The organism is Actinomadura sp. NPDC047616, from assembly GCF_040642915.1.
GTDB lineage: Bacteria > Actinomycetota > Actinomycetes > Streptosporangiales > Streptosporangiaceae > Spirillospora > Spirillospora miaoliensis.
Genome location: NZ_JBEYTB010000013.1, coordinates 180375 through 204609, shown reverse-complemented (window position 1 = coordinate 204609; position 24235 = coordinate 180375). Strand labels below are relative to the sequence as shown.

Genomic DNA, 24235 nt, shown 5'->3' with positions numbered 1-24235 from the left:
CGGCAGGCCGCCGGTGGGGACGACACCTTGAACGGAGGGGCCGCCCTTGACGTTCCGGACACCCGGGTTCGGGCGACGGCTCGGCACGGGCCGGACCCGGCTGGTGCTGCCGGTCCTGGTGACGCTGGCCGTGCTGCTGGTCGCGTACCTGATCTTCACGTCGGTCTACACCGACCTGCTGTGGTACCGCTCGATCCACTTCTCGAAGGTCTACACCACCCAGCTGTGGGCCAGGGTCCTGCTGTTCGTGGGATCGGGCCTGCTGGTGGCGCTGGTGGTGGGCGCCAACATGGTGATCGCCTACCGGCTGCGCCCGCCGTACCGGCCGCTGTCGGTGGAGCAGCAGGGCCTGGAGCGCTACCGCACGGTGGTGGACCCGCGGCGGCGGCTGATCACCGGTGGGCTGCTGGGGCTGCTGGGTCTGCTGGCGGGGTCGTCGGTGGCCGGGCAGTGGCCGGTGGTGCTGGCGTTCCTCAACCGCACGCCGTTCGGCGTGGAGGACCCCCAGTTCCACCGCGACGTGTCGTTCTACGTCTTCACTTATCCGTTCGTGCGGCTGGTGCTGGGCGTGGTGTTCGCCACCGTGATCCTGTCGTTCCTGGCGGCGGTGGCCGTCCACTACCTGTACGGGGGGCTGCGGCTGCAGGGGCCGGGCGACAAGGCCAGCCCGCCCGCGCGCGCCCACCTGTCGGTGCTGGTCGGCCTGTTCGTCCTGCTGAAGGCGGTGGCGTACTGGTTCGACCGGTACGGGCTGGTGCACTCCGAGCGGGGGGTGACGACCGGCGCGTCGTACACCGACGTCAACGCGCTGCTGCCGGCCAAGACGATCCTGGCGGTGATCGCGCTGATCTGCGCGGCGATGTTCGTGGGGAACATCGTGCGGCGCGGGATGATGCTGCCGGGCGTGGGCTTCACGCTGCTGGTGCTGTCGGCGATCCTGGTCGGCGGGGTGTACCCGCTGCTGATCCAGCAGTTCCAGGTGCGGCCGGACGAACTGGCCAAGGAGCGCCAGTACATCCAGCGCAACATCGAGTTCACGCGCAAGGCGTACGGCGTCGACACGGCGCAGGTCGTCCCGTACGGCGGGCAGCCCGAGAGCGACGCGGGCAGGCTGCGCCAGGCCAAGGACGACCTGCAGGGCGTGCGGCTGCTCGACCCTGCCGTGGTCGGCCCGACGTTCCAGCAGTTGCAGCGGGTCCGGCCGTTCTACCGGTTCCCCGACACGCTTGACGTCGACCGCTACAAGATCGGTGACCGGACGGTGGCGGCGGTGGTGGCGCTGCGCGAGCTGTCCAGCGCACCGGCGGGCCAGCGCAGCTGGGTGAACGACCGGATGGTCTACACCCACGGCTACGGGTTCGTGTCGGCCTACGGCGACCGGTTCGCGCAGGGCGGTGCGCCGGACTTCGTCACCACGGACATGCCGGTCAACCCCAACTCGCAGATCAAGGTGAACCGGCCGGAGATCTACTTCGGCGAGTACTCGCCCCTGTACTCGGTGGTGGGCGGCCGCGGCCAGCAGGAGCTGAACTACCCCGACAACAGCCAGGACGGGCAGGCCAGCACCACCTACGCGGGCCGCGGCGGGGTGTCGATCGACTCGTTCTTCCACAAGCTGCTGTACGCGACCAAGTTCCAGGAGAAGAACCTGCTGCTGTCCGGGGGGATCAAGGACAACGCCAAGATCCTCTACAACCGGACCCCGCGGGAGATGGTGCAGCGCGCCGCGCCGTGGCTGACGCTGGACGGCGACCCGTACCCGGCGGTGGTGAACGGCCGCATCACCTGGATCCTGGACGGCTACACCACGTCCAACAACTACCCGTACTCCGAGCGCATGAGCCTGGGCGACGCCACCCGCGACACCATCACCGACACCCGGTCGGCGGTGGCGCGGCAGGCCAACGACCGGGTCAACTACATGCGCAACTCCATCAAGGCGACGGTGGACGCCTACGACGGCTCGGTGACCCTGTACCAGTGGGACACCAATGACCCGGTCGCCAAGACCTGGATGAAGGTCTTCAAGGGGACGGTGAAGCCGCGCAGCAGCATCCCGGCGGAGCTGGAGAGCCACTTCCGCTACCCGCAGGACCTGTTCAAGGTGCAGCGGCAGGTGCTGGCCAAGTACCACGTCAACGACCCGGCGGCGTTCTACAACGCCGAGGGCTTCTGGGAGGTGCCGGAGGACCCGTCCGCCAAGGGACGCCGCCAGCCGCCGTACTACCAGAGCCTGCGGATGCCGGGCGGCACCACCGAGGAGTTCGCGCTGACCACGGTGTTCAACCCGCGCCGCAACCCGAACCTGGCGGCGTTCATGTCGGTGAACTCCGAGCCCGGCCCCAACTACGGCAAGATCACAATCCTGCAGACGCCGCGCACGCCGCCGACGCAGGGCCCCGGTCAGGTGCAGAACTCCTTCGAGACCGACCAGTCGGTCAAGGAGACGCTGAACCGGCTGCGGCTGGGCAACACCCGCACCGTCGCGGGCAACCTGCTGACGATCCCGTTCGCGGGTGGCCTGCTGTACGTCGAGCCGATGTACGCCATGGCCGCGGGTGGCGAGGAACAGCAGCCGTATCCGCTGCTCGGGCAGGTGCTGGTGCGCTTCGGCGACCGGATCGCCTCGGCCAACACGCTGCCGGAGGCGCTGGACAAGCTGTTCGGCGACAGCACCGCCCCCGCCTCGCCGCCCTCCGGCCAGGGCGGCGACAACAAGCAGCAGGGCAACGTGCAGCTCAGCGCCGAGGCCCAGCGCGCCATCAGCGAGCTGCAGGACGCCGTCGCCGACTTCGACAAGGCGCAGCGCGCCGGCGACTTCGCCGGGATGGGCGAGGCCTACAAGCGGATCCAGGCCGCGCAGCGGACGCTGTCGGAGCAGTCCTCCGCCGGTGCCCGCCCGTCGGCGTCGCCGTCGCCGTCCGGGAGCCCGTCCCCGTCGGCCTCTCCGTCGGCCTCGCCGTCGGCCGGAGGCTGATCCGCGCCGGTCCACGCGAGCAAGGGCCCGGGTGCCCGCCCCTGGGGGCGGCCCCGGGCCTCGTGTTTCACAGGGACGCTCAGCGGCGGCGGCGCCGGGCGCGGCGGATGGCGGCCGCGGCGCCGATCGCGGCGACGGTGGCGCCCGCAGCGGTGGCCATGGTGGCCTCCCGGCCGCCCACACGGCGGCCGACGACGGCGTGCCGTCCGGCCGTCTCGTCCAGCAGGACGCGCAGCGCCGTGGCGTTGTCGTAGACGGGTTTCCAGCCCGCGGCCCGCAGCCGGGCGCAGTCGACGACCCAGGGGTAGGCGACGTAGTGCAGGTCGGTGGCGGGCGCGGGGGTCATGCCGAGGCGGTGCAGCCGCTGCGCCATGCCGAAGGTGACGGCGGCGGGCAGCTCGAAGCGCCGCTTGCCGGTGATCTCCTGGACCTCCTCGGGGCCCAGCCAGCCGTCGCAGCCGACCGCCAGCGGCCCGTCCAGGTCCTCGACGACGACCAGCTCCAGCGCGGCGGCCAGGTCCTCGATGTGGCAGAACTGCCAGCCGGGGGCGCAGCCCTTGACCGACAGCAGCCGGGGCGCCTCGAAGTGCCGGGTGATGACGGTGTCGACGCCGGGGCCGACCAGCGCGGCGGGCCGCACCACCGTGACGCGCAGCCCGGGGTGGCTGACGGCGGCGGTCCCGGCCAGCTCCTCCATCTCCAGGTAGTCGCCGGCGACGCTGGTGTTGGCCTCGGCCGTCAGCGGGGCGTCCTCCGGCAGCGGCACCGGGTTGTCGGGCGACGCCCCGTACACCATGGCGCTGGTGACCAGGACCACGCGGCGCACGCGGGCGGCCGCGGCGGCGGTCACCACGGTCTGCGCGCCGCGGACGTTGTGGGTGCGGCGCTCGCGCGGGTCCATGTCGGGGGACGCCTCGACGTCCAGGTGGACGAGCACGTCCACGTCCGACAGCCGGTGCGACAGCAGCGGGTCGCGGACGTCCACGACGCGCCAGGTGGCGCCCTGGACGTCGCCGCGGTGCCCATCCACCGCCACCACCTTGCGCACCTCGGCGCGCTCGACCAGGCGGGCGGCCAGCAGCCGCCCCGTCCCGGCGGCCGCCCCCGTCACGGCGACGACCGGGCCCGTGCTACGCCGAGGGCGAACCTTGCCCGTTGCCACGGAGCTGCCCCCTTCCCTGTGTACGCGAGTTCGCCGGGACCGGCTAACGTTGCGGATATGAGCCCATCATGCATCCCAGGGGCGAACCGATGAGCAACACTCCCTTCGGCTTCAACCGTCCCGACGACGGTGACGACGACAGAGGCGACAAGGACAAGCCCCAGGATCCGTTCCAGGCCATGGGCGACATGCGGCAGTTCGCCGACATGCTGCACCGCTTCGCCGACATGATCGGCAGCGCCCAGGCGGGGGCCGGGGCCGGCGGCCCGCTGAACTGGGATCTGGCCAAGAACATAGCCCGGCACACCGTGGTGGAGCAGGGCGACCCCTCGGTTGTGGACGCCGAGCGCCGCCAGGTCGAGGAGGCGCTGCGGCTGGCCGACCTGTGGCTGGACGAGGGCACCACGCTGCCCGCGGGCGTGCAGAAGCCGCAGGCGTGGAGCCGGTCGGAGTGGATCGAGCAGACCCTGCCGGTGTGGGCGAAGGTGTGCGACCCGATCGCCGAGCGGATGGTCGACTCGATGGGCGGCGCGCTGGGCTCGGGCGGCATCCCCGCCGACGTGCAGGCGATGGCGGGCCCGCTGATCGGCATGGTCAAGCAGATGGCCGGGGCCATGGTGGGCGGCCAGGCCGGGCAGGCGCTCGGGGGGCTGGCCCGCGAGGTGGTCGGCTCGTCCGACGTGGGGCTGCCGCTGGCGCCGGACGGCGTGGGCGCGCTGCTGCCGGCCGGGGTGGCCGCGTTCGGCGAGGGCCTGGAGCTGTCGGACGACGAGGTGCGGCTGTACCTGGCGCTGCGCGAGGCCGCGCACCAGCGGCTGTTCGTGCACGTCCCGTGGCTGCGGTCGCACCTGCTGGGCGCGGTCGAGGAGTACGCGCGGGGCATCACCGTCGACCTGTCGGGCATCGAGCAGGCCGTGCAGGGCCTCGACCTGAGCGATCCGGAGGCGATCCAGCGGGCGCTGGGCGGCGAGCTCCAGCTGCAGCCGGAGGAGACGCCGCGGCAGAAGGCGGCGCTGGCCCGGCTGGAGACCACGCTGGCGCTGGTCGAGGGCTGGGTCGACACGGTGGTCAACGAGGTGGCCGGGGGACGGCTGCCGAACGCGGTCAAGCTGGCCGAGGCGGTGCGGCGGCGCCGCGCCACCGGCGGCCCGGCCGAGCGGACGTTCGCCACGCTGGTCGGCCTGGAGCTGCGGCCGCGGCGGCTGCGCGAGGCGGGGGCGCTGTGGCGGACGCTCACCGAGGTGCGCGGGGTGCAGGGCCGCGACGCGGTGTGGGAGCACCCCGACCTGCTGCCGACCGCCGACGACCTGGACGACCCCCAGGGCTACGTGCACGGCCGTCCGGAGGTGGAGGGCCTGTCCGATCTGGACATCTCGGCCTTCACCAAGCACCTGCCGAAGGACGCGCCCGAGGGGCCGGAGGGCCGGGCCGACGCCGAGAAGGCCGACGAGAAGGACGAGGACAAGGACGACGGAGGCCCCGGCGGCACGGGCTCCGGCGACGACGGCTCCGGGTCCGGCTCGTGAGGTTCGGGTTCGGCCACGGCTTCGGCGGCGGTCAGCGGGTCAACGGATGCGTGTACGCGCCGGGATCGTCCACGGCCATGATCAGGCGCCGGGCGGCGCGGGCCGCCGGGCTGTGCTGGCAGCGGCCGCTCGACCAGGAGCGACGGCGGCGGCACCCGGCCAACTCCCGGTACCCGCGCGTGGGCAGGACGTGACCGGCGCCCCATGACCTCCGTCTCCCCGGGCACCGCGTTGCGCGCCGACGCGATGCGGATGCTGGACGCCTGGCGGGCGCCCGACCCCCAGCAGGACCGGTTGCGGCGCGAGTTCCTGCGGCACCTGGAGAGCCACCCCGACGGCATGTGGCGGGAGTGCGCGGCCGGTCACCTCACCGCCAGCACGATCGTGCTGGACGCCACGGCCACGCGCGTGCTGCTGACCCTGCACCGCAAGATCGGCGGGTGGCTGCAGCTCGGCGGGCACTGCGAGCCGGGGGACGCGACGGTTGCGGACGCGGCGCTGCGCGAGGCGACGGAGGAGTCGGGCATCGCCGGGCTGCGGCTGTCGCGGCCCTGGCCCGTCCAGCTCGACCGGCACGCGGTGCGCTGCCATCGGCAGGGTTCGTGGCATCTGGACGTGCAGTACGCGGCGGTCGCCCCGCCGGGCGCGCGGCACAGGATCAGCGAGGAGTCGGCGGATCTGCGGTGGTTCCCGCCGGACGCGCTGCCCGAGTCGGCCGACGACGTCGTCCGCCGCCTGGTCGCCAAGGCTCTCAGGTTCTGAGGGGGCGGCCTTCGAGCAGGGCGCGGGTGTTCTCCCAGCCTTCCAGGCCGGGGTCGAGGAAACCCAGGTCGTCGAGGGTGCGCAGGCGGTGCCAGGCGGGCCCCTGCGGGACCAGGCCGGGACGCGGCGCGGCGGCGCGCAACCGGGCCAGCGCGTCGGGGGTGTCGAGGCCGACCTCGCGCAGGGCGCCGTCCAGCCAGTCCGGCAGCGGCAGCCGGGCGGCCAGCGCGACGAGCCCGCCGCCGTCGGCCTGGCAGGCGGAGGCCGGGGCGTGCCCGAGGGCGCGGAACAGCTTGCCGATGTGCAGCCCGGGAAGGTCGGGGGCGTCGGCGGCCAGCAGCACCGCCTCGGTGGCGCCGAGCGCGTGCAGCGCCGCGAACGCGCCGGTCAGGGTGGTCTCGCGGACGACCGGCGTGCCGGGCCAGGTGATCGCCTCGGCGTCGGGCTGGTCGGGCGGATCGAGGACCAGCGCGGGGGTGACCAGGTCGAGCCCGGCCGCGATCTCGTAGGTGTCCTCCAGCAGCGCCAGCCGGAACTCGTCGGGGTCGACGCCCGGCGGGACCGCGGCGGCGTCGTCTCCGTCGTCGTCCTTCCGCGCGGCCAGCACCGCCACGTACAGGCTGCGCCGCGCCACGGTCGCCTCGCTCACCCGGCGACCTCGCGAAGCTCCTCGTCCTCGGCCTCCAGCGGCAGGTGGGCGGCCGCCGCGACGCCCTCCAGGTAGCCGCGTGCCCGTTCCGCCTTGGGGTAGTTGGCGACCAGCTCCCAGAAGCCGGGGCCGTGCCCGGGGACGATCAGATGGGCCAGCTCGTGCACCAGGACGTAGTCGACGACCCAGCCGGGCATGCCGCGCAGCCGCGTGGACAGGCGGATGGTGCCGTCGTCCGGCGTGCAGGAGCCCCAGCGGGTGCGCTGGTTGCCGACCCACCGCACGCTGGCGGGCTCGACGCGTCCGCCGAGGTAGCGGCGGGACAGTTCACGGGCGCGCGTCTGGAGGTCGGCGTCGGTGGGACGGCGGCGGCGTTCCTTCTCCGCCAGCCGTTCCAGAATCGTGGCGATCCACTGTTCCTCCTCCGCCTTGGAGAGCCGCGAGGGGAGCATCACCACGACCTTGTCCCCGTCACGGTAGGCGGACACCGTCCGCCGGCGTCGGCTGCTGCGGCGGACCTCAACATTTGGCGGCACGCCAGAACGGTACCTAAGTTTTTGCGTCCTCCACAGGGGGTGTTTGACAACGCCGCAGGTCAGAGCCCTTGTTTTTAACAAACCACGCCGTGTATCCACAGCGGAAGACGATCTTGTCCACAGGGCCGCGCCGCGTGGTCCCCACGAGGTTCCACAGCCTTTCCCCAGGGACGCGGGGGCGGTGTTGACCGTGACGAACCTCACTCCTACCGTCGGAGATCGGGACGCCCCGAGCCGCCGCGGGCCGCTCGACGGGGAAGGCGAGCCGTCCGCCGCGGCCGGGGCATTCCGCCGTGATCGACTGGGTACGTAACGGAACGGTCGCAGACGGTAGGGGTCCCGGCCGTGCGGATCCTTCCACCGGACCGGACTTCGGGGGGCACAGTGATCAGGTACAGGCGAAGAAAACGGACGGCCGCCGGGCGCGACGTGCCCGGGACGGCGAGAATGCCGCGGCACGGGGCCAACGGTTCGCACGCGTCCGCCCGTAAGGGCGCGCGGCACGCGGACGCCCGGCCGAGCGCGCGGACTACGGACACGCGGGCGACGGGCGCGCGGGCGACGGGCGCGCGGGGGACGGTGGCGCGGATCGGAGGCGGCGTCGCCGGGGCGGCGCTGGGCAGGGTGGCGGGCCGGATGCTCGCTCCGCTGTCGCGCAGGACGGCCCGGCGCCTGGGGCTGCCGCCCGAGGCCGTCACGTGGCTGATGCAGACGGCGGCGCCGGTGGTGGCGTCCCTGGCGGCCGAGCGCATGGCCGTCCGCAGGAGTCTCCGCGGCCGCGACGCGGGCCGTTCCCCCGGTGGACGCGCGGCGCCACGGCACGGGACGGGCCATCGTCACCACAGGTCCCGCGCCGGGGCGGGGTACGGGCCGCGACGCGGTGGCGAGCCGCCCGGCCCCGTCCGTCTCAGCGGTCACGGCGACCCGTCCCGGGGCGGTGGCCGCCGCACCTGGGCCGCCAAGGTGAGAAAGCGCACACTTACTTCATCGGCGCAGCTCGCGCGGGGGTGAGGGGTTCCGGTGGGCGTTCGGCCCGCCAATCGTTGTGGCGCGAACGACCGCCATCCCTGACAATGGTCACCGTGAGCGATCTCCCCCGCCGCGCGGTGACGCGGTCCGCAAAACTCGCGACCCTGCCCCTCGGCTTCGCGGGACGCACCGCGCTCGGGGTGGGCAAGCGCACCTTCGGCAAGCCCGCCGAGGCGGTGGCCGTCGAGATCCAGCAGCGCACCGCCGAGCAGCTGTTCAAGGTGCTCGGGGAGCTCAAGGGCGGGGCGATGAAGCTCGGCCAGATGCTGTCGATCTTCGAGGCGGCGCTGCCGCCGGAGATCGCCGGTCCCTACCGGGCCACGTTGACCCGGCTGCAGGAGGCCGCGCCGCCGCTGCCCGCCGCCACCGTCCACCAGGTGCTGGCGAACGCCCTCGGCGAGGACTGGCGCGACCGCTTCCAGGAGTTCGACGACACCCCCGCGGCCGCCGCGTCCATCGGGCAGGTGCACCGCGGCGTGTGGGAGGACGGCCGCGCGGTCGCCGTCAAGGTGCAGTATCCGGGGGCGGGCAAGGCGCTGCTCAGCGACTTCAACCAGCTGTCGCGGCTGGCCAAGCTGTTCGCCGTGCTGATGCCGGGCCTGGACGTCAAGTCGATGCTGGCCGAGCTGCGCGAACGCGTCGCCGAGGAGCTCGACTACACCGTCGAGGCCGAGTCGCAGCGCATCGTGCACGAGGCGTACGCCGACGACCCCGACTTCTCCATCCCCGCCGTGGTCGCGCAGGCCGGCGACGTGCTGGTGACCGAGTGGATGGACGGCGTCCCCCTCTCGAAGATCATCACGGACGGCGATCAGGAGGAACGCGACCACGCGGCCCTGCTGTACTGCCGTTTCCTGCTGTCCGGCCCGCGCCGCTGCGGCCTGCTGCACGGCGACCCGCACCCGGGCAACTTCCGCGTCCTGGACGACGGCCGGCTCGGCGTGATGGACTTCGGCGCCGTCGACCGCATCGCGCCGGAGTTCCAGTACCGGATGGGACGGCTGCTGCGCATCGGCACCATGGCCGGGATCGACGAGATCGAGGACGCGCTGCGCCGCGAGGACTTCATCCGCGAGGGCGTCACCATCGACGCCGAGGCGCTGCACGCGTTCCTGGCCCCGATCACCGAGCCGTTCGTCACCGACACCTTCAAGTTCACCCGCGAGTGGCTGCGCGACATGGCCGCCCGCGTCACCGACCTGCGGCCGACCAACGTGGTGCGCCAGCTGAACCTGCCGCCCGAGTACGTGATCGTGCACCGCGTCCTGTCGGCGGGCACCGGCGTGCTGTGCCAGCTGGAATGCGAGATCCCCGCCCGCGCCGAGTCCCTGCGCTGGATCTCCGGCTTCGCCGACGACCCCGACACGCCGGACGCCCCCGACGCGGCGGACGAAGACCGGCTGGACGACGACGAACTCGCCGGCTGACTGCTCCCTCCCTCCGACCACCGAGACTCTCCCAACGCGCGAGCGGCTCGCGAGGATTCTTCGACGGGAGCCGCTTTCCCCGAAGACGCAGAGCGGGGCCCCGCGCACTGATGAGATGCGCGGGGCCCCGCTTCGCGGAACGCCCGGCGGAGGCGTAGGGCCGCCGGACGCTCCCTCACCCGCCGGGAGGCGCGCCGCCCGTCAAACCATCCAAGAAGAACGGGCGGTCGAGCGCCTGCCACCGGCGGGCTCCTGAAACGCATTGTGCTGTCAACGTCGCCCTTGGCTCCGGCCGCCCGGATCCGCGGGCATCGGCTCACGCGGTCAGCCGAGCAGGGCTCGGCGGACGCGGGCCGCCCGGACGCGGGCGTCGCGGCGGGCGCGGCGCATGGCCCGCACGCGGGCGGCGGTCTGGCGGCGGGCCGCCTCGTCGAGGGCGAGGGTCCGGTCCCGCAGCGCGGGAGCGGGGGTCCGCTCCCGGCCGTCCATGGTCATGATGTTCTCCCTGACGGCCGGGGGGTGCGGCCCCCGGGCGGGAGCCGCACTCCCCCGGTCCGCGCGGCTGAGTGTCGGCATTGCGATCTTCGTTGGCCCGATGCGTGACGCCTCAGGCGTCACACCCCGGCGCCGTCCGGCAGCGGGTTCTTGCGCGGACGTCCCCGCGGCCGCTTGCGCGGCACGACGACACCGCGGACGAACAGCTCGCCGCCCCACACGCCCCAGGGCTCCTTGCGCTCCAGGGCTCCGGCCAGGCACGCCTTGCGGAGCGGGCACTCCAGGCAGAGCGACTTGGCCAGTTCGACGTCGGCGGGGTCCTCGGCGAAGAACAGCTCCGGGTCGGTCCGGCACGGAAGCGTGAGGTCCTCCTCGCTCATCGCGAGCGCCCCCTGCATCACGGTCACCCTTGCTTCCTCTCGTTGGATCTCAACGGTCGTGTCGGTGGGTTGTCTGGGCAAAAGAGAAGGGCCGCGGATCCGGTGTGTGGATCCGCGGCCCTGGGGGCTTGCCGGTGCTTCTAGACCGGTCGCCTCCAGGGGTACGGACCCGACACGCCACCCTTCATCTCGATGAGGGAGGCGCCCACGTGGGCCGTGGCCGGAGCCATGAGGTCGTTGCCTTCGAAGAGCCGTCCGAAGACACTCCGCCCCTGCTCGTTCTGGACACGCTGCGCGCGGCACAGATCACGCGGATCGGCGAACGCACGCAGTCGCAGGGACCACGTGCCACCGCTGATCAGAGCCGCTTTGCCGCCGAGGACGGACCCCGAGGCGGCGCCGGCGAACACGCCGGAATACGCCGGCACGGCGCCAGGACGCAGCGTGGCCCGGGTGTTCGGCTTCGCGATGCGGGAAGTCGTCGAGATCACCGGACTGCACACCACCTCTCTGGCTCCTCGGGGCCCCGACCCGGAACACGATCCGGTCGGCAGGGCCGTCTGAATGCTCGCGTTCGAGCGTACGGGTACTCGCTCGAACCAATCAAGGTATTTTTGACCTGCGGTTTTGTGGGTGAATTCACCCGATCCGGACAGAACCAGCGCGGGACGGCGGTCGTCTAAGGGAAGCCGAAGGCACCGCACGGGCCGGGCGCGGTCCCTGCCCCGTCCCCAGTATCCGCCATTGGCGCGATCACCCAGTCGACCTGTTCCCCCTGGCCTGGGACCTCATGCGCCGGCACCCCCGCCCCAGCGACCCGGCCGCGAAACTCGGCCCGGACCTGGTCGTTCCGTCATGGAACCGGCACACGGGCGCCGTTCGTCTGAAGATCACCCAATCCCCGCACGACTCGGAGCTTCGGTGTACTACAAGGACGACGGCTCGATCGACTACAAGGACCTGGCGAACGAACTGGCCAACATGCTCCACGGCTACCCGTACGGCGAGCCGCCGGAGACGCTGGGGATGATCGCCGGCGAGCTGAGGACCGCCCCCGGCAGCCGGCACGGGCGCGCCATGCTGGTCGCGGCGTACGCCAGCCGCTGGTACGCCAAGTGGCAGATCACCGACGTCTCCGTCTTCGACGACCTGATCGATGCCGCGACCCGGGCCGAGGAGTTCTACGGGACGGCGGTCTGCCCGGCTCCCGGCGAGCACGAGCACCCCGAGATCGACGCGGCCGACCCCGAGGGCGCGGCCGAGATCATGGCGTTGATCGGCGACCCGGAGGGGTCGGCCGCCGACTCGTTCCGCGACGCGGAGCACCTGGACCTCGACGCCATGAACTGCCCCGGCTACCTGCGGGAACTGGCCGCCGAGACGGTGCGGGACCTCACACAGGCCCGGCGGGAACGGTTCGAGGTCCCGCCCGCCGATGCCGAGCTGGACGAGCGCTACCTGACCGAGGACGGCCGGGCCGACCTCGACGCGCTGCTCTCCGACATCGAACGGCAGAAATACAGCAGCATCGATCCCGCCGCCGAGAAGGCCGCCGTCTGGGCGTCCCGCAGGTTGCTGGGGGACGCGCGTCCCGAGGAACGCGCGCCACTGGCCCTGGCCGTGGCCCACCTGGCCCAGCACTGCTACTGGGGGTCGGCCGCGCCGTCCGTGGCCGCCCTCTACAACGAGGCCCTCAGGACGTTCGACCTCGCCGCCCTCGACCGGCCGTGCCCGCATACCGATGGCCATTCCGTCCAGATCCGGGACACCCCGCGCCATGCGCGCGCCCTGGCCTTCCCGCCGGAGGATGCCGACGACAACGGCGAACGATGCCCGCGCCGCGTAGCCGCGTACGTCCAGGAAATGATCGACTACACGGCGCAGTACATGTCCCGCGCCTGAGGGCGATGACAGGGCGACAGGGGCGGTCCTGGTCAGAAGTCGCTGACCCGGACCAGCCCCTCCTGCATCACCGACACGACCAGTTCCCCGGAGCGGGTGAAGACCTGCCCGCGGGCCAGGCCGCGCGCGCCGCCGGCGAACGGGGTGTCCTGGTAGTACAGCAGCCAGTCGTCGGCCCGGAACGGGCGGTGGAACCACATGGCGTGGTCCAGGCTGGCGCCCATGGTGCGCTTGTCGCCCCAGGCCAGGCCGTGGTTGAGCAGGACGGTGTCCAGCAGCGTCATGTCCGAGGCGTAGGTCATCAGGCACACGTGCAGCATCGGGTCGTCGGGCAGCTCGCCGTCGACGCGCAGCCAGACCTTGGACTCGGGGGTGGCCAGCGCCGGGTCCTTGGCCGCCTCCCAGGTGAGCGGCGTGGCGTGCCGGACGTCGAACGGGCGCCGGCCGACGAACTCGGCGGCGGCCCGCTCACCGAAGATCGGGGTGAGCCGGTCCAGCGCGTGCGGCAGCGTCTCCGGATCGGGCGCCTCGGGCATGGCCGCCTGGTGGGCCGGCCCGTCCTCGACGATCTGGAACGACGCCGACAGGCTGAAGATCGCCTTGCCGTGCTGGATGGCCAGCACCCTGCGGGTGGTGAAGGACCGTCCGTCCCGGACCCGGTCCACGGTGTAGACGATGGGCACCAGCGGGTCGCCGGGCCGGATGAAGTAGGCGTGCAGCGAGTGCACCGGCCGGTTGACCGGGACGGTCCGTCCCGCCGCGACCAGCGCCTGGCCCGCGACCTGTCCGCCGAACACCCGCTGCTGGCGCTCCTCGGGACTGCGGCCGCGGAAGATGTCGTTCTCGATCTGCTCGAGATCCAGCAGGTCGAGCAGCTCCTTCAGGGACTCCTTCACGGCGGATAGTCTTCCAAACCACCCGGTGTGGCAGGGATCTCACCCCGTACTCGCCGGATCACCCCCGGGCGGCGGGGCGCCCTGGCAGAGGGCCAGGACGTCGGTGCCGTAGCGCTGGAGCTTCACCCGGCCGACGCCGGGGATGCGGGCGAGGTCCTCCAGGGACTCGGGGTCGTGTTCGGCGATGGCCTGCAGGGTGGCGTCGGTGAACACCACGTACGGCGGGACGCGCTGCTCGCCGGCGGTGCGGGCGCGCCAGTCGCGCAGGGCGAGCAGGAGTTCCTCGTTGATCTCGACGGGGCAGTCCTCGCAGCGGCCGAGCTTGCGTTCGATCGCGGCGGTCAGCGGACGGCCGCACACCCGGCACGGCTGCGGGCCCCGGCCGCCGCGCCGTTTGGAGCGGTCGGCGCGCGCCGGGGTCGGCGTCTGGGTACTGGGCGTCAGGCCGTCCAGGAAGCGGGACACCCGGCGGCGTCGCGCGCCGCCGGGGGAACGCGCCAGCGCCCAGGACAGGGTGAGGTGCTCGCGGGCGCGGGTCACCCCCACGTACAGCAGGCGGCGCTCCTCCTCGATCTGCTCGGGGGTCTCGGCGTAGACGATCGGCAGCGTGCCCTCGACCAGGCCCACCAGGAACACCGCGTCCCACTCCAGGCCCTTGGCGGCGTGCAGGGAGGCCAGCGTGACGCCCTCCAGCGCCGGGGCGTGCTGGGCCGCGGCGCGTTCCTCCAGCTCGGCCACGAACTGGGGCAGCCCGGCGGCCGGGTCGGCGGCCGCCATGTCCTCGGCGAGCTGGGCGAGCGCGGCCAGCGACTCCCAGCGCTCGCGGGCCGCGCCGGTGCCCTCGGGCGGCCGTTCGCTGAAGCCCGCGCCGGTCAGCACGTGCCGCACGGTGGCGACCAGGCCCATGCCGTCGGTCTCGGCGTCGGCCCCGGCCCGGGCCGCGCCGCGCAGCCGGATCACCGCCTCGCGGACCACGGGCCGTTCGAAGAACCGCTCGGCGCCGCGCAGCACGTACGGCACGCCCGCCGCGGCGAACGCCGCCTCGTAGGTCTCCGACTGGGCGTTCACCCGGTACAGGACGGCGATCTCGCGGGCGGGCACGCCCTCGTCGATGAGCTTGCGGGCGCGGCGGGCCACGTCGTCGGCCTCGGCGACCTCGTCGTCGTAGGACACGAAGACCGGGTCGGGCCCGTCGGGACGCTGCGCGACCAGCTCCAGCCGGTACCGCTTGGCCGCCTCGCCCGACGCCCGCCCGATGACGCCGTTGGCCAGCCGCACCACCTGGGGCGTGGACCGGTAGTCGCGCACCAGCTTGACCACCTTGGCGCCCGGGAAGCGCCTGGTGAAGTCCAGCAGGTAGGAGGGGGTGGCGCCGGTGAACGAGTAGATCGTCTGGTTGGGGTCGCCGACCACGCACAGGTCGTCGCGCTCGCCCAGCCACGCCTCCAGCAGCAGCATCTGCAGCGGGTTGACGTCCTGGAACTCGTCGACCACGAAGTACCGGTACTGGTCGCGGACCTGCCGGGCCACCTCGGGATGCTCGGTGAGCACCGCGGCGGTCAGCTCCAGCATGCCCTCGAAGTCCAGCAGGTTGCGTTCGCGGCGCAGCGTCTCGTACATGTCGTAGACGCCGGCGATGTCGGCCACGTCGGCGGGGGGACGGCGCGACGCGGCGGCCACCGCGGCGGCGTAGTCCTCGGGACGGGTCTGGGTCACCTTGGCCCACTCGATCTCGCCGGCCACGTCGCGCAGCTCGGTGCGGCCGTAGGACAGCCGCAGGGCCCGCGCCGCGTCCGCCACCAGCGCGATCTTCGACTCGATGATCTTGGGTGGTTCGCCGCCGACCACCCGCGGCCAGAAGTACGACAGCTGGCGCAGCGCCGCGGCGTGGAAGGTGCGGGCCTGCACGCCCGGCGCGCCGAGCCGCCGCAGCCGCGAGCGCAGCTCGCCGGCGGCGCGGGTGGTGAACGTCACCGCCAGCACCCGCTGCGGCGTCACCACGCCGGTGAGCGTGGCGTAGGCGATCCGATGGGTGATCGCCCTGGTCTTGCCGGTGCCCGCGCCCGCCAGCACGCACACCGGGCCGCGCACCGCCTCGGCCACGGCGCGCTGCTCCGGATCGAGCCCTTCCAGAACCCCGTCTGCCAACATGCCTTCCATCGTGACAGCCGCGGGGGACCGGATGGCCCTTCCGCACGGCCTGTGGATAACCTCCGGAATGCGGCGCCGGAGCGCGGTGTTCGCAGTAGGGGCGTCCGGCGCGGGCACCGCGTCCGGACGAGCCCGGACAAGCCGACCGAAGGAGACGGAAGCACCGATGGCCACCCCGACCGCCGACCAGGCCCCCCGGTCCACCGGGCAGCTGACCATGTACACCACGTCGTGGTGCGGCTTCTGCCGGCGGCTGAAGAGCCAGCTCGCCCGGGACGGCATCGAAATGGTCGAGATCGACATCGAGCGCGACCCGGCGGCCGCCGAGTTCGTGATGAGCGTCAACGGCGGCAACCAGACCGTCCCGACCGTGACCATCGGCGACAGCGTCGTGCTGACCAACCCCAGCGCCAAGGAGGTCAAGCGCCACCTGGCCGAGCTCAACGGCCAGTGAGCGCCCGCCCCTGACCGGGCGCCGGGCCCCTGAGGCGCGCTGCGCCCCGGGGCGTCAGAACTCCGGCGTCCTGGGCAGCGGCCCGCCGTACCAGCGCATGATGAGCTGCGCGGCGATGGACAGCGGGCCGGGCGGCACCACCTCGCCCGCCTCTATCGCCGTCCGCAGCTCGTCGCGCGTGTACCAGGCGGCGTCCAGGATCTCCTCCGGGTCGGGGCGCAGCGGACGGTCGCCGTCCGTGCGCGCGAAGAACCCGACCATGAGGCTGCGCGGCAGCGGCCACGGCTGGCTGCCCAGGTAGCGCACGTCCCAGACGGGCAGGCCGACCTCCTCGCGCACCTCGCGGGCCACGGCCTGCTCCAGGGACTCCCCGGGTTCGACGAATCCGGCGAGGATCGAGCGCCGGTCCTGCGGCCATGCGGGGGCGCGGGCCAGCAGCACGCGGTCCCGTTCGTCCCGCAGCAGCATGATGACGGCGGGGTCGACCCGGGGGAAGTGCTCGCTGCCGTCGGCGGGGCACACGCGGACGTGACCGGCGGCAGCCAGTTCGGTGGGGCCGCCGCAGCCGGGGCAGTACCGGTGCGTGGCATGCCAGTGCTCCAACGCGACGGCGTGGGTGAGCAGCCCGGAGTCGCGGTCTTCGAGCACAGCCCCCACGCGCCGCAGCCCCGCCGGCCGGGCGCCTTCCACGACGGGCAGGGGCGCGGCCACGGCGAAGTAGGCGACGCCGTCGTCATCGACCCCCAGCAGGTAGCGGTCCCCCTCGGGCGCCGCCTCCGGGGTGAGCAGCAGCAGCCGGAGTTCCCCGTCGTCCCGTACGAGCGTCTTGCCACGTTCCACGACGAGCACGCGCGTCCCCGGGTCGGCCCACACCTCCCGCAACCAGGCGTCGTCGCGGCGGCGTTCGGCCACGCGGTCGACGTCACCGCGCGCCAGCGCCAGCCACTCCAGGGTTTCGTACGGCTCCGGCAACGAGTGCGTCCTTCCAGCAGACAGGTCGGCCGGGGCCAGGGGCCCCGATGGCAGCGCTAACGCAGGGCGGTGGCCAGCTCTTCCCACAGGTAGGCGGACGCCTCCGCCCCCTTGAGCAACAGCGGCATCTCCACCTTCTCATTGGGGGCGTGGATGCGGTCCTCATCCAGGCCGACCGCCAGGAAAATCAGCGGCGCCCCCAGGATGTCGGCCAGGTCCGCCTCAGGGCCGCTGCCGCCCTCCCGGGTGAACAGGATCGGCTTCCCGAAGGCCCGTTCCATGGCGCGCCGCGCCGCCCGCACTCCGGCGGAGTCGATCGGGGAGAAACAGGGCCGCACTCCACCGCCGGGGATCGTCACCTCGGCCTTGATGCCGGGCGGGGTGCGCTCGGCCACCCACGCGCGGAACGCCTCCTGCACCTTGCGCGGCTCCTGGTGCGCGACCAGGCGGAACGAGATCTTGGCGTGCGCCTCGCGCGGCACGATGGTCTTGCCGCCGTGACCGGTGTGCCCGCCCCACATGCCGTTGACCTCGGCCGTCGGACGCGCCCACACGCGCTCCAGGGTGGTGTAGCCCTTCTCCCCGTGGGCGGCACGGCTGCCTCCGGCGGTGCGCAGCCAGGCGGCCTCGTCGAACGGGAGCTGGGCGAACAGCTCCCGTTCCTCGTCGGTGACGGGCACGACGTCGTCGTAGAACCCGGGCAGGGTGACGCGCCCGTCCTCGTCGTGCAGGGCCGCCAGAAGGTCCGCCAGCGCGTGCAGGGGGTTGGGCACGGCGCCGCCGAACGACCCGGAGTGCAGGTCGGTGTCCGGCCCGTACAGCGACAGCTCCGCCTCGGTGAGCCCCCGCATGCCCGTGCAGATGGACGGAACGTCGGCCGACCACATGGTGGTGTCGCTGATGACGATGGCGTCACAGGCGAGCCGGTCGCGGTGCTCGCGCAGCAGCTCGGCGAAGTGCACCGAGCCCGACTCCTCCTCCCCCTCCACCAGAAGCTTGATCGTCACGGGCGGGGCCGTGGCGTCCCCGGCGGCCATGAGCGCGCGCAGGCCCAGGGTGTGGAAGAACACCTGCCCCTTGTCGTCGGAGGCCCCTCGCGCGATGAGCTGGTCGCCCTTCTCCACAGGGGTGAACGGGTCGGTCTCCCACTCGTCCAGGGGCTCGACCGGCTGGACGTCGTGGTGCCCGTAGACGACGACGGCGGGAGCGTCCGGATCGGCCGCCGGCCACTCCGCGAAGACCGCGGGAAGGCCCTTGGTCTCCCACACCTCCACGGTGGGGAACCCCATGGTGCGCAGATACGTGGCGAACCAGTGCGCCGAGCGCCGCACGTCCCCCGTGTGGCCCGGGTGCCCCGAGATGGAGGGGATCGCCAGCCACTCCTTGAGGTCGGCGAAGAATTCGGCCTTGTTGGCCTGGATGTACGCGGCTACGTCCATGGGCCATGCTCCCTTGCAGGTTGTTCCGTCTGGCACTGTAGGGGATCCGCCCGCCGGCACACCGTGGAGGTGTTTTGATCCTCATCGACCCGCCGTTGTGGCCCGCCCGGGGCCGGGTGTGGTCCCACATGGTCAGCGACGTGTCCTTCGAGGAACTGCACACGTTCGCCGCGGACCTGGGCCTCCCGCCCAGGGCGTTCGAACGCGACCACTATGACGTCCCGTCCGAACTCTACGAGGCCGCGGTCGCCCTGGGAGCCAGCCCCGTGGGCTGCCAGGAACTCCTGCTGCGTCTCACCCGCGCGGGCCTGCGCCGCCGCAAGACCGCCCGTACCTGAGCGTCCCCTCACCCGTTCAGCAGCATCAGTTCCGTCCTGATGTTCTGCCGGGCACGGTCCTCGAACCGTCCGCGCGCCTCCGGGGTGTGGAACAGCGCGGGCAGGTCGAGCAGGCTCCGTAGCACCTCGGCGCGGCCCGCCTTGAACAGCTCCTCCGGGACGAAGGCGTACTCCTCGCGTACGGCGGCGGCGTAGGCGGCGTAGCGCTCGGGATCCGAGCCCAGCACGGCCAGGTCCGCGTCGCACAGGACCTGGCCGTTGCGGTCGTCCTCGTCGGGGGCGTGCGACTCGGTCAGCTCCACGAGACGGGCCACCTCGGCGACGGCGTCCGGCGCGAGGTCGGTGTCGGCGAGCATGCGACGGGCCAGACGCGCGCTGCGCATCTCGTTGTCGGCGCGGGCGGGGTCGTAGACGGCGTCGTGGAACCACGCCGCGAGCCGTACCAGGTCGGGGTCGGCCGCGTAGGGCGCCAGCTCGTCGACCAGGTCGAGGACGGCGGTGAGGTGGTCGCGGGTGTGGTAGCGGCGGTGCTCCTCCGCGTACCGGGCGGCCAGCCGTTCCCCGATCGTGCGGGTCTGCGGCCCGGCCAGCGCGGTCCACCGGTCCAGGAGTTCCATGCGCCCATCTTGGGGCCGTGACGGCGTTTCTCGCACGCGGGGTACGGCCCCGCCGCTATGGTGATCAACGAGTTAGGCAAGGCTTACCTCACCTGGAAGGGGCGCCGTGGCCGCCTCGCTCTACCTCGTCGCCGGCAAGACGACCGACTCGGTCACCCACGGGTTCCTGCCCGCGGCCGTACACCTGGCGAACGCGTACGACCTGGACGTCGTGCTGCTCACCGACCGTCCCGCCGAGCACGCCGGCGTCCACCCGGGCCGGATCGTGGAGTGCGACGTCACCGACTACCGGGAAATCGTCGCCCGCATGGCCGCCCTGGACGGCGCGCCTCGCGCGGTCTTCTCCAACAGCGACTTCCTGCAGGCCCCCACCGCCTTGGCCGCGGCCTACTTCGGGCTCCCCGGCAAGGACTGGCGCGCCGCGACCCGCGCCAAGAACAAGGCGCTCATGCGCCACCACCTGGCCGGGGTGGACCCGGTGTTCTCCGCCGACGCCGACCACGTCCCCCCGGACGCTCCCTACCCGCTCGTCCTCAAGCCGCGCGAAGGCGTGGCCAGCGAGGACGTCTACCTCGTGGACGGCCCCGAAGAACTGGCGGCACGCCGTGCACAGATACGGGCACGCCGTTCCGACCCCCTGGTGGCCGAGGAGTACCTGCCGGGACGGCTGCACACCCTGGAGACCCTCGGCGACGGCCGAGAAATCCGAGTGCTGGGGTCGTTCCGCACACGGCTCTCCCCGCCCCCGCACTTCATCGAGGAACGCCTGGAATGGGCCCCGCCGCCCCCTGAGACCGACCAGGTTCTCGCGCAACTGGACGCCCTGGGCATCGGCTTCGGGGCCTGCCACACCGAGTTCGTCGTGCACCAGGGGCGAGCCCGCCTGATCGAGGTGAACTACCGGCTCATCGGCGACCACTGCGACTTCCTGCTGGCGGACCTGCTGGGCGTCCCCCTGCACGAACTGATCCTCCGGGTGCACCTGGGCGAACCCCTGCCCGCCACCCCGGCGACCACGGGCGGCCACGCCGTGGCGGACGTCGTCATCGCCGAACGCGCCGGCACGCTCACGGCCGCCCCCAGCGCCGTCGAACTGACCGACGGCGCGGTACGCCTGTCCTACCTGCCTCAGCGCGCCGTGGGCGAGACGTTCGAGCTGACCCGCACCAACCGCGACTACCTGGGCACCATCCGGGCCATCGGCCCCGCCCAGGACGACGTCGAAGCCGCCATAGCCCGTTTCCGCGCCGCCCACACGTGGACGATCACGTGACCGAACAGGCACTCGCCACACGCGTCCTGGACACCCTGCTGCGCGAGGACTACGGCAACCTGCGCCGCTTCATAGACACCGGACAACGGACCCTGGCGCTGCCAGGCGCACCGGCCATAAGACTGCGCCGCGACCGCTTCCTCCACGACCTGGCCGTGGAACCAGGCCAGCCCCTGAAGCTCGACGACGTCCTGCGCATAGCCCGCCACGTGGCGGACCCACGCGACGACATCTCGGCCTTCGAGCGCGAGTGCCGCGAGGCACTCGCCACCCTGCGCCTGCACAAGCGCGCACGCCCCGAAGTCATGGCCCGGCTGTCCCGTGTACCCGACGAGCAACGCCGGGGCCCCGGCACGTATTACGACACGCTGGCCGCCTACAACGACCACCCCGTCTACCCCACGGGCCTGGCCCGGACGGGCCTGACCGAAGAGCAGCAACGCCAGTACGCCCCCGAATTCGCCCCGTCCTTCCCCCTGCGTTGGGCCGCGATCCCCCACGAACTCACCACAACCACGGGACCGCACCCCTCGTGGTGGCCGACCCCGGAAGAGGTAGGCCTCAACGCGGACACCGCCCTGTTCCCGGTGCACCCCCTCTCGGTAGGTCACCTCTCCGACCACAAGGACGTGACCATCGCTCCCCATCCGCGGATAGAGGCCGCCCCCACCCTGTCGATGCGCACGGTCGCCGTCGGCCCGCTCACCCACGTGAAGATGCCGCTGCCGACCAGCACGCTGGGCCTGCGCAACCGGCGCACCATCGTCCCCCGAACGTTGCCGGACGGGGCACTGGCCGAACGCCTGCTGCGCCGAGTACTCGACCACGAACCCGACCTGCCGGTGCTGCTGGCCGACGAGCAGACGTTCGGTCACGCCGGCTCCCCCATGCTCGGCTACCTGGTCCGCCGCTTCCCCGAAGCCACGGCGAGCGCACACGTGGTGCCCGTAGCGGCCCTGCTGGCCAGGACACCCAACGGCGAGCACGTCATCGAACGCTGGGACGTCCCAACGCTGTTCGGCGCCTACCTGAACGTGCTCCTGCGCTGGAACGTCACCCTCTTCCGCTACGGCATCGCCCTTGAGGCTCACCAACAGAACGTGTCCTTGGTCATCACCGGGGACGACCAACCGTCCCTGCTGCTCAAGGACAACGACGGGGCTCTCTTCGACCCCGACCGGCTGGCGGGCACCCTCGGCCCCGCCGCCGCCGACGCGGCCACCGGTTTCGCCGACCCGCGCATGACCACGCGCGACCCCGAGGCCCTCGCCCGCGTCTTCGTCACGATCACCCTGCACCTGTGCGCCGCCGCCCCCGCCTTCGGGCTGGCCGAACGGGGGCTGCTGCCGCTGCGGACCGGCCTGGCCATTATCCGGGACCGGCTGGACGCCGCTCTGGGCCCGGACGACGCGTTCCTGCGCTCCCGCACGCTCGACGCCGACCGGCTGCCCACCAAGGCGATGGTCACCGCAGGGACGCTCGTGGACAAGGCCCGTACGGGGGCCGCCGACATCAACAAGCACTACGGCCCGCCCGGGCCCAACTACCTCCGGGACAACGAACCGTGCTCCTGACACGAACGACGACGTTCACCGCCGACGACGCCACGGCGACCGCGCTGCTCAACTGCCTGGTGCGGGAGGTCTGCGCGCCCGAGCAACAGATATGGCCGGACGGCGCGCACCTGATCGTCCGCCTCCCCCGGGTTGGGGTCGTCCTGCGCGCACGCCTGGCACGTCCCCCGGCCGGACCCACATACCGGCTCGTCCCCCCGTACGAGGAACGACGCGACGACGACTGGATCGCGGCACCCTGGGACCGGCTCAGCAACCTCGTGGCCGGAGAACTGGAACTCGCCACAGGCCAGGCCAACCCCGAATTCACCGCCCAGGTCGCCGACAGCCACACCGCCCTGACCGCCATCCTCAAGACCCGAAGTGACTCCTCCCCCGGCGAACTGCCGTCCGAGGCCGTCCGCCGCTATGTGGAGTCGGAGCAATCCCTCGTCGCCGGACACCGCTTCCACCCGTCCCCCAAGGCACGCCAGGGCGCCCCGGAGCAGTGGCTGCCCTACGCCCCCGAAACCCGCGCCCGCTTCCAACCCCACTGGCTGGCGGTCCGCGAGGAACTCCTCGCAGAAGAAGGAGAACCGAACGCCTTCGACCCTCTGGAGGCCCTCGGCCCCGCCGTTCCCCCCGGCTACCGGGCACTCCCCGCCCACCCCTGGCAACTGTCCCTGCTCGGCGACCACTCCGCACTCCAGCGGGCCCTGCGCAAGGACCTCGTCCGTGACCTGGGCCCCTGCGGCCCGGAGGCCATACCGACCTCCTCCGTCCGCACCGTGTACGTCCCGGCCGCCGACCTGTTCTGCAAATTCAGCCTGGACGTGCGCATCACCAACTGCGTCCGCAAGAACGCCTGGTACGAACTGACCGGCGCCACCGTCCTCAACCGCCTGCTGCGCCCCGTCTTCGCCACCCTCAGCGCCCGCTTCGACGCCTGCGTCCTGCTCGCCGAACCCGCCTACCGCACCGTGGCACTCGCCGACCGCCACCTCTACGAGGGCCTGGGCGTCATCCTCCGGCAGGGCATAGGCGACCTGCCCGGCACCCCGCTCCTCGCAGGCGCCCTGGCGGACCCCTACGGAACGCTTCTGGCTCAACTCCCCGCGATGGCCTCCCCTGACAGCGCCCTCACCTGGTGGCAGCAGTACGTGAAACGGGTCGCACTCCCCGTCCTCCACGCCTACCTGGATCACGGCGTCGTCCTGGAGCCGCACCTACAGAACGTCCTCATCACCGTGAACGACGAAGGCATGCCCGTCCGCGCGGTCTTCCGCGACCTGGAGGGCACCAAGCTCGTCCCGGGCCACGGCCTCCTCGACGAACTGGCGGACCTGCCTCCACGCATCCGCCAAGCCCTCACCTACGACCCCGAACGCGGCTGGAACCGCGTCGTCTACTGCCTGCTCGTCAACCACCTGGCCGAGATCGCCGCAGCCGTCGCCGACCTGCACCCCGAACTCGACCCCGAACTGTGGACGACCGCCCGCAGCCTGCTCTCCGCCTACGAAGGCGCACGCCGCCCAGAGCTCAGGGCACTGCTCGCAGGCGTACCGCTCCCCGCCAAGGCGAACCTGCGGGCACGCTGGGCCCGCACCGCTGATCGCGGCGCCGGATACGTGACGGCCCCCAACCCCCTGGCGACCCAGGCGCCGCTCTGCACGTGAGCCGGACGCCCATCGGAAGGC

The 24235-nt window shown here is 72.6% G+C and carries 22 protein-coding genes; 11 read left to right on the top strand and 11 right to left on the bottom strand.

Annotation, left to right across the window (positions count from 1 at the left end; genetic code table 11):
• The first annotated feature begins 46 nt into the window (after positions 1 to 46).
• On the top strand, positions 47 to 2977 hold the full coding sequence (locus tag ABZ801_RS28845) for a UPF0182 family protein (protein ID WP_360703554.1): 2931 nt from the start codon (positions 47 to 49) through the stop codon (positions 2975 to 2977).
• Between the two features lie 79 nt (positions 2978 to 3056).
• On the opposite strand, the gene ABZ801_RS28840 is transcribed toward ABZ801_RS28845, so the two are convergent.
• Complete coding sequence (locus tag ABZ801_RS28840) at positions 3057 to 4088, bottom strand: NAD-dependent epimerase/dehydratase family protein (protein WP_344954114.1); 1032 nt, start codon at positions 4086 to 4088, stop codon at positions 3057 to 3059.
• A 140-nt stretch (positions 4089 to 4228) separates the two neighbouring features.
• Here ABZ801_RS28840 and ABZ801_RS28835 point away from each other — a divergent pair, with 140 nt between their 5' ends.
• The 3 genes from ABZ801_RS28835 to ABZ801_RS28825 are packed head-to-tail and all read left to right on the top strand — an operon-like array spanning position 4229 to position 6427.
• A complete protein-coding gene (locus ABZ801_RS28835; protein WP_344954113.1) occupies positions 4229 to 5665 on the top strand; it encodes a zinc-dependent metalloprotease in 1437 nt (478 codons plus the stop codon).
• Positions 5662 to 5859, top strand: a complete 198-nt coding sequence (locus tag ABZ801_RS28830; RefSeq protein WP_344954111.1) for a hypothetical protein — start codon at positions 5662 to 5664, stop codon at positions 5857 to 5859. Before ABZ801_RS28835 ends, ABZ801_RS28830 begins: the two co-directional genes overlap by 4 nt.
• A 10-nt stretch (positions 5860 to 5869) precedes the next feature.
• Entirely contained in the window at positions 5870 to 6427 is a 558-nt protein-coding gene (locus tag ABZ801_RS28825; protein ID WP_344954109.1) for an NUDIX hydrolase, read from the top strand.
• Here ABZ801_RS28825 and ABZ801_RS28820 read toward each other — a convergent pair.
• A complete protein-coding gene (locus ABZ801_RS28820) occupies positions 6417 to 7076 on the bottom strand; it encodes a hypothetical protein (RefSeq protein ID WP_360703549.1) in 660 nt (219 codons plus the stop codon). The two genes, ABZ801_RS28825 and ABZ801_RS28820, sit on opposite strands and share 11 nt — an antisense overlap.
• On the bottom strand, positions 7073 to 7612 hold the full coding sequence (locus tag ABZ801_RS28815) for a M48 family metallopeptidase (protein WP_360703546.1): 540 nt from the start codon (positions 7610 to 7612) through the stop codon (positions 7073 to 7075). Before ABZ801_RS28815 ends, ABZ801_RS28820 begins: the two co-directional genes overlap by 4 nt.
• 1082 nt (positions 7613 to 8694) lie before the next feature.
• Between ABZ801_RS28815 and ABZ801_RS28810 the strand changes: the two genes are divergently transcribed.
• A complete protein-coding gene (locus ABZ801_RS28810; RefSeq protein WP_360703544.1) occupies positions 8695 to 10068 on the top strand; it encodes an AarF/ABC1/UbiB kinase family protein in 1374 nt (457 codons plus the stop codon).
• Positions 10069 to 10392: 324 nt separating this feature from the next.
• Here the strand turns inward: ABZ801_RS28810 and ABZ801_RS28805 are convergent, their stop codons facing one another.
• From ABZ801_RS28805 to ABZ801_RS28795, 3 genes are all read right to left on the bottom strand, one after another.
• A complete protein-coding gene (locus tag ABZ801_RS28805) occupies positions 10393 to 10563 on the bottom strand; it encodes a hypothetical protein (RefSeq protein WP_344954101.1) in 171 nt (56 codons plus the stop codon).
• A 119-nt stretch (positions 10564 to 10682) separates the two neighbouring features.
• Positions 10683 to 10961 (bottom strand): WhiB family transcriptional regulator, encoded by a 279-nt coding sequence (locus tag ABZ801_RS28800; protein WP_285492367.1) that lies wholly within the window; start codon positions 10959 to 10961, stop codon positions 10683 to 10685.
• Positions 10962 to 11083: 122 nt separating this feature from the next.
• Positions 11084 to 11434, bottom strand: coding sequence for a hypothetical protein (locus ABZ801_RS28795; RefSeq protein WP_360703541.1), 351 nt, complete (start codon positions 11432 to 11434; stop codon positions 11084 to 11086).
• A gap of 430 nt (positions 11435 to 11864) precedes the next feature.
• Between ABZ801_RS28795 and ABZ801_RS28790 the strand changes: the two genes are divergently transcribed.
• Positions 11865 to 12845, top strand: coding sequence for a hypothetical protein (locus ABZ801_RS28790; protein ID WP_360703538.1), 981 nt, complete (start codon positions 11865 to 11867; stop codon positions 12843 to 12845).
• Between the two features lie 32 nt (positions 12846 to 12877).
• Here ABZ801_RS28790 and tesB read toward each other — a convergent pair whose 3' ends face one another.
• Positions 12878 to 13741, bottom strand: coding sequence for an acyl-CoA thioesterase II (gene tesB, locus ABZ801_RS28785; RefSeq protein ID WP_344954096.1), 864 nt, complete (start codon positions 13739 to 13741; stop codon positions 12878 to 12880).
• A gap of 39 nt (positions 13742 to 13780) precedes the next feature.
• The gene (locus tag ABZ801_RS28780) at positions 13781 to 15892 is read right to left on the bottom strand and encodes an ATP-dependent DNA helicase UvrD2 (protein WP_360703535.1); all 2112 of its coding nucleotides are present in this window, start codon (positions 15890 to 15892) and stop codon (positions 13781 to 13783) included.
• A gap of 166 nt (positions 15893 to 16058) precedes the next feature.
• Here ABZ801_RS28780 and ABZ801_RS28775 point away from each other — a divergent pair, with 166 nt between their 5' ends.
• Complete coding sequence (locus ABZ801_RS28775) at positions 16059 to 16346, top strand: mycoredoxin (protein WP_344954092.1); 288 nt, start codon at positions 16059 to 16061, stop codon at positions 16344 to 16346.
• A 54-nt stretch (positions 16347 to 16400) separates the two neighbouring features.
• Here ABZ801_RS28775 and nudC read toward each other — a convergent pair whose 3' ends face one another.
• Positions 16401 to 17318, bottom strand: coding sequence for an NAD(+) diphosphatase (gene nudC, locus ABZ801_RS28770; protein ID WP_360703532.1), 918 nt, complete (start codon positions 17316 to 17318; stop codon positions 16401 to 16403).
• 56 nt (positions 17319 to 17374) lie between these two features.
• On the bottom strand, positions 17375 to 18757 hold the full coding sequence (locus tag ABZ801_RS28765) for a dipeptidase (RefSeq protein WP_360703529.1): 1383 nt from the start codon (positions 18755 to 18757) through the stop codon (positions 17375 to 17377).
• A 74-nt stretch (positions 18758 to 18831) separates the two neighbouring features.
• On the opposite strand from ABZ801_RS28765, the gene ABZ801_RS28760 reads away from it, so the two are divergent.
• Complete coding sequence (locus ABZ801_RS28760; protein WP_360703526.1) at positions 18832 to 19095, top strand: DUF4031 domain-containing protein; 264 nt, start codon at positions 18832 to 18834, stop codon at positions 19093 to 19095.
• Positions 19096 to 19103: 8 nt separating this feature from the next.
• Here ABZ801_RS28760 and ABZ801_RS28755 read toward each other — a convergent pair whose 3' ends face one another.
• The gene (locus ABZ801_RS28755; RefSeq protein WP_360703524.1) at positions 19104 to 19712 is read right to left on the bottom strand and encodes an HD domain-containing protein; all 609 of its coding nucleotides are present in this window, start codon (positions 19710 to 19712) and stop codon (positions 19104 to 19106) included.
• A 106-nt stretch (positions 19713 to 19818) separates the two neighbouring features.
• Between ABZ801_RS28755 and ABZ801_RS28750 the strand changes: the two genes are divergently transcribed.
• Genes ABZ801_RS28750 through ABZ801_RS28740 form a run of 3 tightly spaced genes read left to right on the top strand, consistent with a single transcriptional unit; the run spans position 19819 to position 24214 of the window.
• Positions 19819 to 20985 (top strand): siderophore biosynthesis protein, encoded by a 1167-nt coding sequence (locus tag ABZ801_RS28750; protein WP_360703522.1) that lies wholly within the window; start codon positions 19819 to 19821, stop codon positions 20983 to 20985.
• Positions 20982 to 22559 carry an IucA/IucC family protein gene (locus ABZ801_RS28745; RefSeq protein ID WP_360703520.1) on the top strand — a complete coding sequence of 526 codons (1578 nt, stop codon included), beginning with the start codon at positions 20982 to 20984 and terminating at the stop codon, positions 22557 to 22559. The genes ABZ801_RS28750 and ABZ801_RS28745 overlap by 4 nt, the downstream gene beginning before the upstream one ends.
• Positions 22550 to 24214, top strand: a complete 1665-nt coding sequence (locus tag ABZ801_RS28740) for an IucA/IucC family protein (RefSeq protein WP_360703517.1) — start codon at positions 22550 to 22552, stop codon at positions 24212 to 24214. The genes ABZ801_RS28745 and ABZ801_RS28740 overlap by 10 nt, the downstream gene beginning before the upstream one ends.
• The last annotated feature ends 21 nt before the right edge of the window (positions 24215 to 24235 follow it).

Coding starts and splice junctions, on each gene's coding strand:
- ABZ801_RS28835 (WP_344954113.1), top strand. CDS start 4,229: ATGAGCAACACTCCCTTCGGCTTCAACCGTCCCGACGACGGTGACGAC.
- ABZ801_RS28825 (WP_344954109.1), top strand. CDS start 5,870: ATGACCTCCGTCTCCCCGGGCACCGCGTTGCGCGCCGACGCGATGCGG.
- ABZ801_RS28805 (WP_344954101.1), bottom strand. CDS start 10,563: ATGACCATGGACGGCCGGGAGCGGACCCCCGCTCCCGCGCTGCGGGAC.
- ABZ801_RS28800 (WP_285492367.1), bottom strand. CDS start 10,961: ATGCAGGGGGCGCTCGCGATGAGCGAGGAGGACCTCACGCTTCCGTGC.
- ABZ801_RS28780 (WP_360703535.1), bottom strand. CDS start 15,892: ATGTTGGCAGACGGGGTTCTGGAAGGGCTCGATCCGGAGCAGCGCGCC.
- ABZ801_RS28775 (WP_344954092.1), top strand. CDS start 16,059: ATGGCCACCCCGACCGCCGACCAGGCCCCCCGGTCCACCGGGCAGCTG.
- ABZ801_RS28765 (WP_360703529.1), bottom strand. CDS start 18,757: ATGGACGTAGCCGCGTACATCCAGGCCAACAAGGCCGAATTCTTCGCC.
- ABZ801_RS28755 (WP_360703524.1), bottom strand. CDS start 19,712: ATGGAACTCCTGGACCGGTGGACCGCGCTGGCCGGGCCGCAGACCCGC.